15 protein-coding genes are annotated in these 14,010 nt (G+C 57.8%); 11 read left to right on the top strand and 4 right to left on the bottom strand.

Going from position 1 to position 14,010, the window contains the following annotated elements; translation table 11 throughout:
- Nucleotide 1: 1 nt before the first annotated feature.
- The 4 genes from BLV81_RS11755 to tatC all read left to right on the top strand — a co-directional run bounded on the left by BLV81_RS11755 (nt 2) and on the right by tatC (nt 2,188).
- Nucleotides 2-373, top strand: a complete 372-nt coding sequence (locus BLV81_RS11755; protein WP_092356085.1) for a histidine triad nucleotide-binding protein — start codon at nt 2-4, stop codon at nt 371-373.
- A gap of 130 nt (nt 374-503) precedes the next feature.
- Nucleotides 504-713 (top strand): Sec-independent protein translocase subunit TatA, encoded by a 210-nt coding sequence (gene tatA, locus BLV81_RS11750; protein WP_092356082.1) that lies wholly within the window; start codon nt 504-506, stop codon nt 711-713.
- Between the two features lie 58 nt (nt 714-771).
- Nucleotides 772-1,266 (top strand): Sec-independent protein translocase protein TatB, encoded by a 495-nt coding sequence (gene tatB / locus BLV81_RS11745; RefSeq protein WP_092356079.1) that lies wholly within the window; start codon nt 772-774, stop codon nt 1,264-1,266.
- 100 nt (nt 1,267-1,366) lie between these two features.
- Nucleotides 1,367-2,188, top strand: coding sequence for a twin-arginine translocase subunit TatC (tatC, locus tag BLV81_RS11740; protein WP_255365148.1), 822 nt, complete (start codon nt 1,367-1,369; stop codon nt 2,186-2,188).
- Nucleotides 2,189-2,211: 23 nt separating this feature from the next.
- Here tatC and BLV81_RS11735 read toward each other — a convergent pair whose 3' ends face one another.
- Both BLV81_RS11735 and BLV81_RS11730 read right to left on the bottom strand, forming a co-directional pair.
- Nucleotides 2,212-2,898: a DUF2461 domain-containing protein gene (locus tag BLV81_RS11735; RefSeq protein ID WP_092356076.1), complete on the bottom strand. Its 687-nt coding sequence runs from the start codon at nt 2,896-2,898 to the stop codon at nt 2,212-2,214.
- 62 nt (nt 2,899-2,960) lie between these two features.
- Complete coding sequence (locus BLV81_RS11730) at nt 2,961-4,127, bottom strand: Do family serine endopeptidase (protein WP_092356073.1); 1,167 nt, start codon at nt 4,125-4,127, stop codon at nt 2,961-2,963.
- Nucleotides 4,128-4,218: 91 nt separating this feature from the next.
- Between BLV81_RS11730 and BLV81_RS11725 the strand changes: the two genes are divergently transcribed.
- From BLV81_RS11725 to BLV81_RS11695, 7 genes are all read left to right on the top strand, one after another.
- A complete protein-coding gene (locus BLV81_RS11725; RefSeq protein ID WP_092356070.1) occupies nt 4,219-4,986 on the top strand; it encodes a Nif3-like dinuclear metal center hexameric protein in 768 nt (255 codons plus the stop codon).
- A 40-nt stretch (nt 4,987-5,026) separates the two neighbouring features.
- Entirely contained in the window at nt 5,027-5,413 is a 387-nt protein-coding gene (locus BLV81_RS11720) for an RNA-binding S4 domain-containing protein (RefSeq protein WP_092356066.1), read from the top strand.
- 375 nt (nt 5,414-5,788) lie between these two features.
- The gene (locus BLV81_RS11715) at nt 5,789-6,457 is read left to right on the top strand and encodes a TetR/AcrR family transcriptional regulator (protein WP_092356363.1); all 669 of its coding nucleotides are present in this window, start codon (nt 5,789-5,791) and stop codon (nt 6,455-6,457) included.
- A gap of 26 nt (nt 6,458-6,483) precedes the next feature.
- Complete coding sequence (locus tag BLV81_RS11710) at nt 6,484-8,274, top strand: acyl-CoA dehydrogenase C-terminal domain-containing protein (protein WP_092356063.1); 1,791 nt, start codon at nt 6,484-6,486, stop codon at nt 8,272-8,274.
- A gap of 84 nt (nt 8,275-8,358) precedes the next feature.
- Nucleotides 8,359-10,746 carry a 3-hydroxyacyl-CoA dehydrogenase/enoyl-CoA hydratase family protein gene (locus tag BLV81_RS11705; protein WP_092356060.1) on the top strand — a complete coding sequence of 796 codons (2,388 nt, stop codon included), beginning with the start codon at nt 8,359-8,361 and terminating at the stop codon, nt 10,744-10,746.
- A gap of 14 nt (nt 10,747-10,760) precedes the next feature.
- Entirely contained in the window at nt 10,761-11,957 is a 1,197-nt protein-coding gene (locus tag BLV81_RS11700; protein ID WP_092356057.1) for an acetyl-CoA C-acyltransferase, read from the top strand.
- Between the two features lie 245 nt (nt 11,958-12,202).
- Entirely contained in the window at nt 12,203-12,967 is a 765-nt protein-coding gene (locus tag BLV81_RS11695; RefSeq protein ID WP_092356054.1) for an enoyl-CoA hydratase, read from the top strand.
- 97 nt (nt 12,968-13,064) lie between these two features.
- Here the strand turns inward: BLV81_RS11695 and BLV81_RS11690 are convergent, their stop codons facing one another.
- Nucleotides 13,065-13,214, bottom strand: coding sequence for an entericidin A/B family lipoprotein (locus tag BLV81_RS11690; protein ID WP_092356051.1), 150 nt, complete (start codon nt 13,212-13,214; stop codon nt 13,065-13,067).
- A 69-nt stretch (nt 13,215-13,283) separates the two neighbouring features.
- Nucleotides 13,284-13,955 (bottom strand): MarC family protein, encoded by a 672-nt coding sequence (locus BLV81_RS11685; RefSeq protein ID WP_092356047.1) that lies wholly within the window; start codon nt 13,953-13,955, stop codon nt 13,284-13,286.
- Nucleotides 13,956-14,010: the final 55 nt, after the last annotated feature.

Genomic DNA, 14,010 nt, shown 5'->3' with positions numbered 1-14,010 from the left:
TTTGGAAAATTGTATTTTTTGCAAAATTGCAGCCAAGCAGATTCCCTCGAAAGCGATCTATGAAGACGATGACCTGATCGCCTTTCATGACATTCATCCGGCCGCGCCTATCCATTTCCTGATCGTGCCCAAGCAGCATATTCCGACTCTCGCCGATTGTACTGAGGCGCACGCCGCTTTGTTGGGTAAAATGACCTTATTGGCGCCGCGCCTGGCGCAAGAGCAGGGCTGCGGTTACCAGCAGGACGGGCAAGGCGAGGCCAGCGGTGGCTACAAGACGATATTCAACGTCGGGCCAGACGGCGGCCAAGAGGTGTACCATTTGCATATGCACGTCATTGGCGGACCAAGGCCGTGGCGTGGCCAGCGCTGAGCTGACCGAATCCGGGTTCAGCGGCAGCGGATGTGGCAGATGCGCGGCAGTTGCGCTGCAGATGGTTGGTAAGGGTTTAACGGTGTGTTGACTTAGCAGGATCGGGCGTTTGTCCGACAAGGAGAAAGAAATGGGTTCGTTCAGTATTTGGCACTGGTTGATCGTGCTGGTTATCGTCATGTTGGTGTTTGGCACCAAAAAAATCGGCAATATGGGTTCCGACCTGGGCAAGGCCGTCAAAGGTTTCAAGGATGGCGTCAAGGGCGAGGAAGAAAAGCAAGCCGCCGACAAAACGACGATTGACGTTGCAACTAAAGAAAAGGACAAGTCCGGCAATTGATTCATTGCGGCCGGCACCTGTCTCAAGCCGGCCCGAGTGATGTTTGCCGCTCCTTCCCATGATCGATATTGGTCTTACTAAACTTGCTCTGATTGGCGTCGTTGCACTGGTTGTCGTCGGGCCGGAAAAATTGCCGACGGTAGCTCGCATGGCGGGCTCTCTGTTCGGCCGTGCGCAACGTTATATCAATGAAGTCAAATCGGAAGTCAGCCGCGAGATCGAGCTGGAAGAATTGCGCAAGATGCAGCAAGACGTGCAGGAAGCGGCCAGCGATATCGAGCAAAGCATCGCCCGTAGCGTCTCAGATACCAGGCAGTCGCTGCATGACGTCTGGGACGATGGCAGTGCCAGTAGCGCGGACAGTTTCAACGTCGAGCAGCTGGCCATCAAGGCCAGGAGTTTTCGCAAGAAAAAGCTGGCGCGTACCAGCGCCATTCCCGCCTGGTACAAACAACAAAGCGGCCAGAAGGCGCGTGTCTTGTCCGGCGCCGCACGTGTTGCGAAATATCGCCCGGCCAGCCAAAACAAGGCTTCCGGTTCATTTTTTTCATGATTTCATGCTTCGTCCGGCAACCTTCGCCCTGCAACATTTCGTACTGCCGGCCGCAGCTTGAAATCCGCAAATTCGCTTGTTTGCAATACACCGTGCTCCCATGACTGAAGAACAGAAAACCAGCGGTTTCGAGAAAACCAGCGGTTTCGAAAAAACCAGCGGTTTCGAAAAAACCAGCGGCGTCGAAGAGACGTTCATTTCGCACCTGGTGGAATTGCGCAATCGCATCATGAAGGCATCGATTGCGGTGATCGTGGTGTTCCTGTGCCTGATGCCTTGGGCCGCGCATATCTACGATTTGCTGGCGGCGCCGATGCTGGCGGCTTTGCCGGTGGGCAGCAAGATGATTGCTACCGGCGTCATCACGCCGTTCCTGATTCCGGTCAAGGTAACCTTGCTGCTGGCTTTTGTGATTGCCTTGCCGTGGGTGCTGTACCAGCTGTGGGCGTTTATCGCGCCAGGCTTGTACACGCATGAAAAGAAGCTGATCGCGCCGCTGGTGATTTCGTCGTCGGTATTGTTCATCACCGGTGTCGCGTTTTGTTATTACCTGGTATTCGGAGTGATCTTCCACTTCATCAACAATTTCGCGCCGAAATCGGTCTCGGTGGCGCCGGATATCGATAGTTACTTCGACTTTGTGATGACCATGTTTCTCGCCTTCGGCATGACTTTTGAAGTCCCTATCGTGGTCATCGTACTGGTGCGCATGGGCCTGGTTTCGGTGGAAAAGCTGAAATCGATCCGCCCTTACGTGATTGTGGGCGCCTTCGTGGTGGCGGCAATCGTTACGCCACCGGACATCATGAGCCAAATGCTGCTGGCTGTGCCTTTATGCCTGTTGTTCGAGATCGGCTTGCTGGTGGCGCCGCTGTTCGTCAAGGCGACGCAGGCGCCGGCTGAGTCGGAAGAGACTATCTGAATTCACGGAGCGGCCGTTAGGGCCTATTCGGCGACCGGGGTTTTGATCTGCCGCAACCAGCCGACCAGCGGGTAGGCGTCTTTAAAGCCCGCCACCAGCTCTTTCTCCAGCGCATCCGACAGCATCTTCTTCAGCGCCTGCTCCTTCCAGACGATGAAATTCTTCAGCTTGATATATTCGATGTGCGGCGAGTCCGCATCAAAGCCTTTGGGCGGACGCGTCAGTTGCCCCTCGGTCTGCAAATCGCCGTAAGTCTCCTTCAATTTCTTGTTTTTCAGCAGTTTGCCAAAGCCGCTTGCATCGGCGATCACTTGCCGGCGAATCGCCCGCAAGCGGTCTGGCGGCGGCATGTATTCGCCGCCGGCGATGAGCAGGGTGCCGCCGGCGTCGATATGGAAGTAATAAGCAGGACCGCCGCCCTGGCTCGGTTTCTTCAGGCCGCTGGCGGTGATGGATGCCGAGAAGTAGGTTTTGTACGGACTCTTGTCGTGCGAGAAGCGCATGTCGCGGTTAATCCGGAAGAGCGCCTTCTTTGGATTGCAACCGGCGATCGCCGGATCGAATTTGCTGATCTGGGCGATCAGGCGCACCACCAGTTCCAGAAATTCCGCGCGCAAGATATCGTAGCGCGGCTTGTTCATGACGAACCAGGCCCGGTTGTTATTCTCCGACAGTTCGGCAAGGTATTGCGTCAGATCACGTACGTGCATTACGGGTTTCCTTTGTGCGATTGTGCGAATGTGGGACATTGAGCGCGGACAGCGTCGCGCATTTATTCTGCAGCCCGTTTCATCGGCGGCCGCTTGCCGATAACGGCTTCCACCGTGGTTTCCCGGGCCTTGCGCAATACCGTCAATTTGGCTTTGCTGCCGGGCTGCAGCTGGGCTATCAGATTGGTCATGTCATTGCTGTCGGCGATCGACTTGCCGTCGATCGCTACCAGGATATCGCCCGGTTTCAAGCCGGCCTTGTCGCCCGGACCGTTCTTGATCACGCCGGCGATGATGGCGCCGGTGCTTCTGTTCAAGCCGAAGCTTTCCGCCAGTTCCGGTGTGATGTCCTGAGGTTCGACGCCAATAAAGCCGCGTACCATATGGCCGGTATTGATGATCGATTCCATGACGGATTTTGCCGTAGTCATCGGCACCGCAAAACCGATCCCGAGCGAACCGCCGGTGCGTGAATAGATGGCGGTATTGATGCCGATCAGGTTGCCGTTGGTGTCGATCAAGGCGCCGCCGGAATTGCCCGGATTGATCGCGGCGTCGGTCTGGATGAAATTTTCAAACTGATTGATGCCGAGATGGCTTCTGCCCAGCGCCGAAATAATCCCCATGGTGACCGTCTGGCCGACGCCGAACGGATTGCCGATGGCCAGCACGACGTCGCCGACGCTGGCCTGGTCGACCCGGCCCAGCGTGACCGCAGGCAGGTTCGGCAAATCGATCTTGATCACGGCCAGGTCGGTTTCCGGATCGGTGCCGACGACTTTGGCGGTGGCGGTGCGGCCATCGGCCAGCGCCACTTCGATTTCATCGGCGGCTTCGACGACATGGTTATTGGTCAGGATATAACCCTGCGAACTGACGATGACGCCTGAGCCGAGACTGGACTGCTTCTCCTCCGCATCGTCGCCGCGATCGCCGAAGAACTTCCTGAGCAGCGGATCTTCCATTACTTCAGGGCTGACCGGCTTGGCGTCCTTGCTGGTGAAAACATTGACCACTGACGGCATGGCCCGTTGCGCGGCCTGGCGATAAGAGCCCGGCGCCGGCGTTCCCGGCGCGGCTTCTTGCAATGGCACCTTGGAGGTGGCGATGTGCAAGGGCGAGCTGGTCAGAGAGCCGTTTATCCATTGCGGCTTCAAGGTCGCTACAATGAACCAGATCGCTAAACCGACGGTGATGGTTTGCGCAAATAACAGCCAGAAACGTCGCATAGTGAAGTCTTAAGTTAAATAAAAAATCGGAAGTAAAAAATCGGAAATCAAAAGCCGGAAATCGGGGGTAAGGAATCGTGAGGCAAAAACCATGAATCAGAAATCGGTAAATCGCGATGAACTCGCAAAATATCTTGCCGAAGCATTAAATATTACACAGTTCCGTGATTATTGCCCAAATGGCTTGCAGGTGGAAGGACGGGCTGAAATTAGGCGTCTGGTGAGCGGCGTCAGCGCCAGCTATGCTTTGCTGGAAGCCGCCGTCGCCAATGGCGCAGATGCGATCCTGGTGCATCACGGCTATTTCTGGCGCGGCGAGGATGCGCGCGTTATCGGGCCCAAGCACAAACGTCTGAAATTGCTGCTGGCGCATGACATCAATTTGTTCGCCTATCATTTGCCGCTCGACGCCCATCCGGATTTTGGCAACAATGTGCAATTGGCGCAGCAATTGGATCTGCTGCCGAACGGCCGCTTCGGCGACGATATGCTGGGCTGGCTGGGAAGCGTGAGCGATCCGCAGGTCCGTACCGTGGGCGATCTGGCAAACCTGATTGAAAGCCGGCTGCATCGCCCGCCGGTCCTGATCGGCGACCCGTCGCAGCGGTTGGGGCAGATTGCCTGGTGCACCGGCGCCGCGCAGAATTTACTGGGCGATGCGATTGCCGCCGGCGCCGGGGTCTACATCAGCGGCGAGATTTCCGAGCCGACCGTGCATCTGGCGCGTGAAACCGGCGTGGCTTACCTGGCGGCCGGCCATCACGCTACCGAACGCTACGGAGTGCAAGCCCTGGGGCGCCATCTGGCAGAACGTTTCGGCTTGCAGCATCAATTCATTGATATCGACAACCCGGTGTAAATGCATGGGTTGGGCATTGGCTAGATAGGTAAATCAGATCATGGGTAAAACAGTCGAAGCAGTGCGTATCGACAAATGGCTGTGGGCGGCGCGGTTTTTCAAGACCCGCACGCTGGCGAGCGATGCCGTCGATAACGGCAAGGTCAGGCTGAACGATGAGCGGACCAAGCCCGCCCACAACCTCAAGATCGGCGATATCCTGGCAATTGACAATGGCGCCAGCGTTTGGGAGGTGACGATATTGCTCCTGAGCGATACCCGCAGCTCGGCGGCGATTGCGCAGACGCTTTATCGGGAAACCGAACAAAGCGTGGTGAAGCGCGCGACGCTGGCGGAAGACAGGAGGTTTTTCCGAGAGCCGACCATGCAGATCAAAGGGCGGCCGACCAAGCGTGACCGCCGTCTGCTGGACAAGACGCAATCGTAGGAGCCGTTTACTTTCAAGTCCGGCAGGTTTCTGGGAAATCACTGTTTGGTGGTAATTTGACATCGCATCCCCGCAATTTTCGGGCTAGCTTGGAGCTGCCCGGAACGTTTGCAGCTGCCAACTCTCCCCGTCGTGCTGCCTAAACAGGCGTCCGACGTATTTCGAGGGGATTCTCGGTAGAACTGCCCCTCTAAGTCGCTGTTTGACATTTCGATTCTGGTGCATAATAGTACGAGCGTTCGCATTCTTGCTGAAAACCGTTTTCAAGCAAGCCGACGCCGATTGTATTAAGACTCGTTAGCCAGAGTTATTGGCCAGACTTAACCAGACAGAGGTAGGACTATCGTGGCACATACTGACATGCCGCCGAAATTCATGCGCAAAGGCGAAATGACGCGCGCAGCGATTCTCGACGTCGCCATCACGCTGGCGAGCCGCGACGGCCTTGAGGGTCTGACGATCGGCTTGCTGGCCGAAAAAATGAACATGAGCAAGTCCGGCGTGTTCGCCCATTTCGGCTCGCGCGAAGATCTGCAGATCGAAGTGGTGAAACTTTACCATCGCCAGTTCGAGCAGGAAGTATTCTATCCAAGCATCAAGGAAGCACGCGGCCTGCCGCGCCTGGAAGGCATGTTTGCACGCTGGATCAGGCAGGTGACGATTGAAATTGCCTCCGGTTGCATCTATATCAGCGGCGCGGTCGAGTACGACGACCGTCCCGGTGAAATCCGCGAACAATTGGTCACCATGGTGCGTACCTGGCAGCAAGCCTTGCATCGTTGCACATTGCAGGCAATCGAAGCCGGCCACCTGCGTGCCGATACCGACGCCGACCAGTTGGTCTACGAGATGTACGGCCTGATCCTGGGCTTGCATCACGATGCGCGTTTCCTGAAAAAAGCCGGCAGCGTGGAACGTGCTCAAAAGGGCTTTGATCGCCTGATCGACAGTTACCGCGATCCGAAATCACTCCCGGCTTCGGCTGCCAGGAAATCCTCACAAACGAATCAAAAAATCGCTGCCAAAACGACAGCTGCACACTAGATAAATCCAATCATCAGGAGAGCACCATGGGTCAATACGTCGCGCCACTGCGGGATATGCAATTCGTCATGCACGAGTTGCTGCATGTAGAAGATGAACTGAAACAATTGCCAAAGCATGCTGATATCGATGCCGATATCATCAATCAAGTGCTGGAAGAAGGCGGCAAGTTCACTTCCGAAGTCCTGTTCCCGCTGAACCACTCCGGCGATCGCGAAGGCTGTCATCACGACAAGGCCACGCATGCCGTGACCACGCCCAAGGGCTTCAAGGAAGCTTACAAGCAATACGTGGAAGCCGGCTGGCCTTCATTGTCATGCGATCCGGAATTCGGCGGCCAAGGCTTGCCGCTGGTGATGAACAATTCATTCTATGAAATGATGAATTCGTCGAACCAGGCCTGGACCATGTACCCGGGCTTGTCGCACGGCGCCTACGAATGCCTGCACGCGCACGGTACGCCAGAACAGCAAGCGCTGTACCTGCCTAAACTGGTGTCCGGCGAATGGACCGGCACCATGTGCCTGACCGAAGCTCATTGCGGCACCGATCTCGGCATGCTGCGCTCGAAGGCCGAGCCGCAAGACGACGGCTCCTACAAGATCACCGGCAGCAAGATCTTCATCTCGGCCGGCGAACACGACATGTCCGCCAACATCTTGCATCTGGTGCTGGCACGTTTGCCAGGCGCGCCTGAAGGCTCGAAAGGCATTTCCCTGTTCCTGGTGCCGAAATTCCTGCCGAATGCAGATGGCTCGCTGGGTGCGCGCAATCCGATCACCTGCGGCGCGATCGAAGAAAAAATGGGCATCCACGGCAATTCGACCTGCCAGATGAATCTGGACGGCGCCACCGGCTGGATCATCGGCGGCGCGCATAAAGGCCTGAACGCGATGTTCGTGTTCATGAACGCAGCCCGTCTCGGCGTCGGCATGCAGGGTCTCGGCTTGACAGAAATCGCTTATCAAAACGCACTGGTTTATGCCAAAGACCGTATCCAGATGCGCAGCCTGTCGGGCATCAAGGCGCCGGACAAGCCAGCTGACCCTATCATCGTTCATCCTGATGTGCGCCGCATGCTGTTGACCGCAAAAGCGTATGCTGAAGGCGCGCGCGCGTTCTGTTCGTATGTCGCGCTGCAGCTGGACAAGGAACTGAATCACCCGGACGAAGCAGTGCGCAAGGATGCGGCCGATGAAGTAGCCCTGTTGACGCCGGTGGTCAAGGCTTTCATCACCGACAACGCCTGGACGGCCACGTCAGAGTGCATGCAGGTCTACGGCGGCCATGGTTTCATCGCCGAATGGGGCATGGAGCAATATGTGCGCGATGCCCGTATCAACATGATTTACGAAGGCACCAACACCATCCAGTCGCTGGATTTGCTGGGCCGTAAGGTGCTGATGGATAACGGCGCCAAGCTGAAGAAATTCGGCGCCAAGGTACAGGCTTTCATCGAAGAGAACGGCGCCGACGAAGCCATGTCGGAATTCATCACACCGCTGGCGGACCTGGGCGACAAGGTCAGCAAGCTGACCATGGAAATCGGCATGAAGGCTTTCCAGAATCCTGACGAAGCCGGCGCCGCGGCGGTTCCTTACCTGCGCGTAGTCGGCCATCTGGTCTACGCCTACTTCTTTGCGCAAATGGCAAAGATCGCACTCGCCAAGCAAGACTCGGGCGACAAGTTCTACGTTTCCAAGCTGGCCACTGCACGCTTCTATTTTGCCCGCCTGCTGCCGGAAACCGCAATGCTGATTCGTCAGGCGCGTTCCGGTTCGGCCAGCTTGATGGCATTGGATGCGGATTTGTTCTAATTTAGCCGTAGGGCGGACATGCGTTGCAACTGAGTTGAAGCTAAACATGCCCACCCTCCCAACAGACTGACCAAGGAGATACAAGTGTCCAATTTCATCGTTAAAAAAGTCGCCGTACTCGGCGCCGGCGTGATGGGTGCGCAAATCGCCGCCCACTGCCTGAACGCCAAAGTGCCGGTAGTCCTGTTCGATTTGCCAGCCAAGGAAGGTCCGAAGAACGGCATCGTTCTGCGCGCTATCGAAAACCTGAAGAAACTCAGCCCGGCGCCGCTTGGCAACAAGGATGATGCAACGCTGATCGAAGTCGCCAACTACGAAGACAACCTGGACGTACTCGCCGGTTGCGATCTGATCATCGAAGCGATCGCCGAGCGCATGGACTGGAAGCATGACCTGTACAAGAAAGTCGCGCCGCATATTGCGCCTAACGCGATTTTCGCTTCCAATACTTCCGGCCTGTCGATCACCGCTTTGTCGGAAGGTTTCGACGCTGAATTGAAAGCCCGCTTCTGCGGCGTGCACTTCTTCAACCCGCCGCGCTACATGCACCTGGTGGAACTGATCCCGACCGCGAGCACCAAGCCGGAGATCCTCGATCAGCTGGAAGGCTTCCTGGCGACAACGCTGGGCAAGGGCGTGGTCCGCGCTAAAGACACGCCTAACTTCATCGCTAACCGCGTGGGTGTGTTCGGTATCTTGTCGACAGCTCATCAGGCTGAAAAATTCGGCCTGTCGGTCGATGTCGTCGATGATCTGACCGGCGCCAAGCTGGGCCGCGCCAAGTCGGGCACCTTCCGTACCGCCGACGTGGTTGGCCTGGACACCATGGGCCATGTCATCAAGACCATGCAGGACACCCTGAAGGACGATCCTTTCTACGGCGTGTACGCTACGCCGCCGCTGCTGGCCAAGCTGGTCGAGCAGGGCGCGTTGGGTCAAAAAACCGGCGCCGGTTTCTACAAGAAGGTTGGCAAGGACATCCTGCGTATCGACGCCGCCAAGGGCGAATACGTTACCGGCGGCGGCAAGGCCGACGAACTGGTGGCGCGTATCCTGAAGGACAAGGATCCGGTCAAACGCATGAAGACACTGCGTGAATCGACCAATCCGCAAGCGCAATTCCTGTGGGCCATTTTCCGTGACGGTTTCCATTACATCGCCGTCCATATGGAAGCTATCGCCGACAATGCGCGCGACATCGATTTCGCCATGCGCTGGGGTTTCGGCTGGAGCGTCGGTCCGTTCGAGATCTGGCAAGCCGCCGACTGGAAGCAGATCGCCGGCTGGGTCAAGGAAGATATCGATGCCGGCAAGGCGCTGTGCAATGCACCGCTGCCAGCCTGGGTCTTCGACGGCCGCACCGGCGTGCACGCTGCTGACGGTTCCTACTCGCCAGCGAAGAAGGCGAATTTCGCCCGGTCCACTTTGCCGGTCTACGAGCGCCAGGTGTTCCGCGCACCGTTGCTGGGTGAAGGCGTGGCCGACGGCAAGACTGCCGGCACCACTGTATTCGAGGACGACGCGGTACGCGCATGGCATCAGAACGACGACGTACTGGTCCTGTCGTTCAAGACCAAGATGCACGTTATCGGACCTGGCGTCATCGCCGGTTTGAACAAGGCGGTGGCCGAAGCCGAAAAGAATTACAAGGGTCTGGTGCTGTGGCACGCGGATGCAGCTGAAGGCGGCGCATTCTCTGCCGGCGCCGACCTGCAATCGATGCTGCCGTTGTTCATGTCGGGCGGCGCCAAGGCGATCGAACCGATGGTGGCTGAATTGCAGCAAGCATTCATGGGACTCAAGTATGCGAGCGTGCCGGTGGTTGCGGCAGTGGCCGGTCTGGCGCTGGGCGGCGGCTGCGAGTTGGCGCTGCACACAGCCAAGCGCGTCGCATCAATCGAATCGTATATCGGCCTGGTTGAAGTTGGCGTTGGCTTGATCCCTGCCGGCGGCGGTTTGAAGGAAGCGGCAGTACGTGCCGCCAACGACGCCAAGGGCAACGATATCCTGCAATTCCTGAAGACTTCCTTCATGAACGCTGCGACTGCCAATGTGTCGAAATCGGCCCTGCAAGCGCAGAGCATGGGCTATCTGAAAGCCACCGATGTGATCGTATTCAATCCGTACGAGCTGCTGCACGTGGCGAAGGTCGAAGCGCGCGCCATGTTCGACGCCGGCTATCGTCCGCCGCTGAAGGCGCAGATCCCGGTCGTAGGCCGCGACGGCATTGCCACCATCCTGGCGCAGCTGGTCAACATGCGCGACGGCGGCTTCATCTCGGCACATGACTACAAACTGGGCCACATGATTGCCAACATCGTTTGCGGCGGCGAAGTCAACGAAGGCAGCATCGTGAATGAACAATGGTTGCTGGACCTGGAGCGCAAAGCGTTCGTCGAACTGCTGAACAACCCTAAGACGCAAGAGCGGATCATGGGCATGATGCAGACCGGTAAGCCTGTTCGGAACTAACGAGGAAGATCAAAATGAGCAAACAACTTCAAGAAGCGTATATCGTCTCGGCGACCCGTACCCCGATCGGCAAGGCGCCGCGCGGCATGTTCAAGAACACCCGTCCGGACGACCTGCTGGTGCGCGTCATGCAATCCGCCATGGCGCAAGTGCCGGGCCTCGACCCTAAACTGGTCCAGGACGCCATCATCGGCTGTTCTTTCCCTGAAGGCGCGCAAGGCCTGAACATGGCGCGTAACGCCGTGTTGCTGGCCGGCCTGCCGAATACCATAGGCGGCGTCACCGTCAACCGCTACTGCGCATCCGGCATCACCGCGATCGCCATGGCTGCCGACCGCATCCGCGTCGGCGAGGCGGACGTCATGATCGCCGGCGGCGCCGAATCGATGTCGATGGTGCCGATGATGGGTTTCCATCCTTCGGTCAACATGAACGCGTTCAAGGATGAAAACGTCGGCATGGCCTACGGCATGGGTCTGACGGCAGAAAAAGTCGCCCAGCAATGGAAAGTCTCGCGCGAAGCGCAAGACGCCTTCTCGGTGGAGTCGCACCGCCGCGCCATCGCCGGCCAACAGGCTGGCGAATTCAATGACGAAACCACCTCGGTCGAAATCATCGAGCGTATCGCCAACCTGGCCACCGGCCAGATCGACCTGAAGACCCGCACCGTCGACCGCGACGAAGGCGCGCGCGCCGAGTCGAGCATGGAAACGCTGGGCAAGCTGAAAGCAGTGTTCGCTGCCAAAGGCACCGTCACCGCAGGCAACAGCTCGCAAATGTCGGACGGCGCCGGCGCCCTGATCCTGGTCAGCGAAAAAATCCTCAAGGAATTCAACCTGACCCCGCTGGCACGCTTCGTCTCGTTCGCAGTACGCGGCGTACCGCCGGAAATCATGGGCATCGGCCCGAAGGAAGCGATTCCGGCAGCGCTGCGCGCCGCCGGCCTGACCCAGGACCAGCTGGACTGGATCGAGCTGAATGAAGCATTCGCAGCGCAAGCGCTGGCAGTGATTCAGGATCTCGGTCTGGATCCATCCAAGGTCAACCCGCTGGGCGGCGCCATCGCCCTCGGCCACCCGCTGGGCGCAACCGGCGCGATCCGCGCCGCCACCACAATCCACGGTATGCGCCGTCGCAACCAGAAGTACGGCATGGTCACCATGTGCGTTGGTGCGGGCATGGGCGCTGCAGGTATTTTCGAGCGCATGTAATTGTTTGAATCAAGCAGATTGTCATAAGCAATCGTCAGAAACGAAAAAGCCGTACAGCCACCGCCGTGCGGCTTTTTTGTCTTCGAATTCATATGAGGCGCGATAACTGCGTTGCATGGCCTTGCCGTACTGGCGTACTGCCTGCGGCACATGCGCCTTGTTCTCGCACCTCATATGAATTCGAAGGCTAGGGCTTGGCGATTTTTATTTTTAGGTGCACTGTGCGTTATTGACTGGAGTAGCAGATGGATATATTGACTAGTAAAGAGAATGGCATCCTGACGATTGAATTCAACCGTCTCGAAAAAAAGAATGCGATCACCGCAGCCATGTACCAGACCATGGTCGACGCCTTGAAAGACGCAGAGACAGACAGCGCTGTACGCGCCATCCTGTTCGTCGGCAAACCGCAGATCTTCAGCGCCGGCAACGACCTCGAAGATTTCATGAAAAACCGGTCGACCGGCAGCGACAGCCCGGTGTTCCAGTTCCTGTGGCAGATCAGCCATGCCAGCAAGCCGATGGTAGCGGCAGTTGCCGGCGCCGCGGTGGGCATCGGCACCACCTTGCTGATGCATTGCGACCTGGTCTACGCAGCCGACAACGCCCGTTTCTCGATGCCGTTCACGCAGCTGGGCTTGTGCCCGGAAGCCGCCTCCAGCCTGATCCTGCCGCAGATCGCCGGTTATCAGCGCGCTGCTGAAAAACTGCTGCTGGGCGAAGCCTTCACTGCGGACGAAGCCGCCGCCATGGGCCTGGTCAACAAGGTCTTGCCGGCGCAAGAACTGCTGGCGTTTGCGCAGGCGCAGGTGGCCAAGCTGGTGGCTCTGCCTGCGGCCTCGATCCGCATCACCAAGAGCCTGATGAAAGGCGGCCAGACCGCAGCAGTGGAAGCGCGCATGAAGCAGGAGATCGCGCATTTCGGCGCGATGTTGACTGCGCCGGAAGCGGCAGAGGCATTCATGGCTTTTTTCGAAAAACGAAAGCCGGATTTCAGTAAATTTACCTGATGCAAGGTTGTGGCTGGGCTTTGGCAGCGTGAATAAAAAACCCGACGCCAGGTCGGGTTTTTTATTGTCAGAGGAATCCTGCGAAAGCTACGGCAAATTACATTTTCTGTTGCACGTCCTGAGCCGCGTCTTTTACCTTTTCGCCGCCGGTTTTTACGTCCTGGCCCATGCCGGCAACCGTATTGCAAGCTGATAGTGCGCCCAGCACGCCAAACATTGCCGCAATTACCATTATCTTCTTCAGCATCGTGTGCTCCTTAATGGGTTGGTAAGGCAATAATCTTATCACTAGAATTCCGCAGGGCGTAAAAATGAATTAATGTGCTTGCCACAACAGCAGGAGGCCGCTGACCCCGTCCCACAGGATTTGCACGCCTATGCAGAGCAAGATGAACGAAGTCATGCGCTGCATCACAGTGGTGCCGGTGTCGCCCAGCAGGCGTATCAACACGCCCGCAAAACGGTTGCAGAGATAGACGATCAATGCCGCTATGGCGAGGCCGGCGACGGCTGCGATCAGGGACAGCGGCAGCGGCACGTTCGGCACGCGTACGCCGGCGCCCAGGGTGATGGCGACCGAGATCGAACCGGGGCCGACGGTGAGTGGGAACGCCAGCGGATAAAAAGCTTTCTTGGAGGCGAGCGCCTCAGTCCAGAGCGATTCAGGCACGGCCTCTGCCATAGGCATTTCATCGGAGTTCAGCATCTTCCAGGCGGTGGCCACCACCAGCAGGCCACCGGCAACTTTCACCACGGGCAGCGACAGGCCGAAAAAAGCCAGTACGTGGGTGCCGATGAACATGCCTCCCATCAGCAGCAGGAAGGAATTGATGGCTACTCCGCGCGCCAGTGCGTTGCGGGTGGCGTCGGATGCGGTGATGGTCAACGCGTGGAAAATCGGCGCGCCGCCGGGCGGGTTCATGATCGGCAGCAACGCCGCCAGCACGAACAGCACGGTCTTCAGGAAGCTCAGTAAGTGGAATTCCATGTGCGCATGTCGTCAGTAGTCATCGGTGGCCCGATTCTAGACTGACGGCATGGCG

Source organism: Collimonas sp. OK242, assembly GCF_900107095.1.
In the GTDB taxonomy this organism is placed as follows: Bacteria; Pseudomonadota; Gammaproteobacteria; order Burkholderiales; family Burkholderiaceae_D; genus Collimonas.
The sequence above is the reverse complement of the archived record's forward strand: the minus strand, read 5'-3'. Positions and strand labels throughout refer to the sequence as shown.

Bases quoted from the DNA above. Each gene is read 5' to 3' on its own strand.
- tatA (WP_092356082.1), top strand. From the start codon at position 504: ATGGGTTCGTTCAGTATTTGGCACTGGTTGATCGTGCTGGTTATCGTC.
- tatB (WP_092356079.1), top strand. From the start codon at position 772: ATGATCGATATTGGTCTTACTAAACTTGCTCTGATTGGCGTCGTTGCA.
- tatC (WP_255365148.1), top strand. From the start codon at position 1,367: ATGACTGAAGAACAGAAAACCAGCGGTTTCGAGAAAACCAGCGGTTTC.
- BLV81_RS11735 (WP_092356076.1), bottom strand. From the start codon at position 2,898: ATGCACGTACGTGATCTGACGCAATACCTTGCCGAACTGTCGGAGAAT.
- BLV81_RS11730 (WP_092356073.1), bottom strand. From the start codon at position 4,127: ATGCGACGTTTCTGGCTGTTATTTGCGCAAACCATCACCGTCGGTTTA.
- BLV81_RS11725 (WP_092356070.1), top strand. From the start codon at position 4,219: ATGAATCAGAAATCGGTAAATCGCGATGAACTCGCAAAATATCTTGCC.
- BLV81_RS11720 (WP_092356066.1), top strand. From the start codon at position 5,027: ATGGGTAAAACAGTCGAAGCAGTGCGTATCGACAAATGGCTGTGGGCG.
- BLV81_RS11715 (WP_092356363.1), top strand. From the start codon at position 5,789: ATGCGCAAAGGCGAAATGACGCGCGCAGCGATTCTCGACGTCGCCATC.
- BLV81_RS11710 (WP_092356063.1), top strand. From the start codon at position 6,484: ATGGGTCAATACGTCGCGCCACTGCGGGATATGCAATTCGTCATGCAC.
- BLV81_RS11700 (WP_092356057.1), top strand. From the start codon at position 10,761: ATGAGCAAACAACTTCAAGAAGCGTATATCGTCTCGGCGACCCGTACC.
- BLV81_RS11695 (WP_092356054.1), top strand. From the start codon at position 12,203: ATGGATATATTGACTAGTAAAGAGAATGGCATCCTGACGATTGAATTC.
- BLV81_RS11690 (WP_092356051.1), bottom strand. From the start codon at position 13,214: ATGCTGAAGAAGATAATGGTAATTGCGGCAATGTTTGGCGTGCTGGGC.
- BLV81_RS11685 (WP_092356047.1), bottom strand. From the start codon at position 13,955: ATGGAATTCCACTTACTGAGCTTCCTGAAGACCGTGCTGTTCGTGCTG.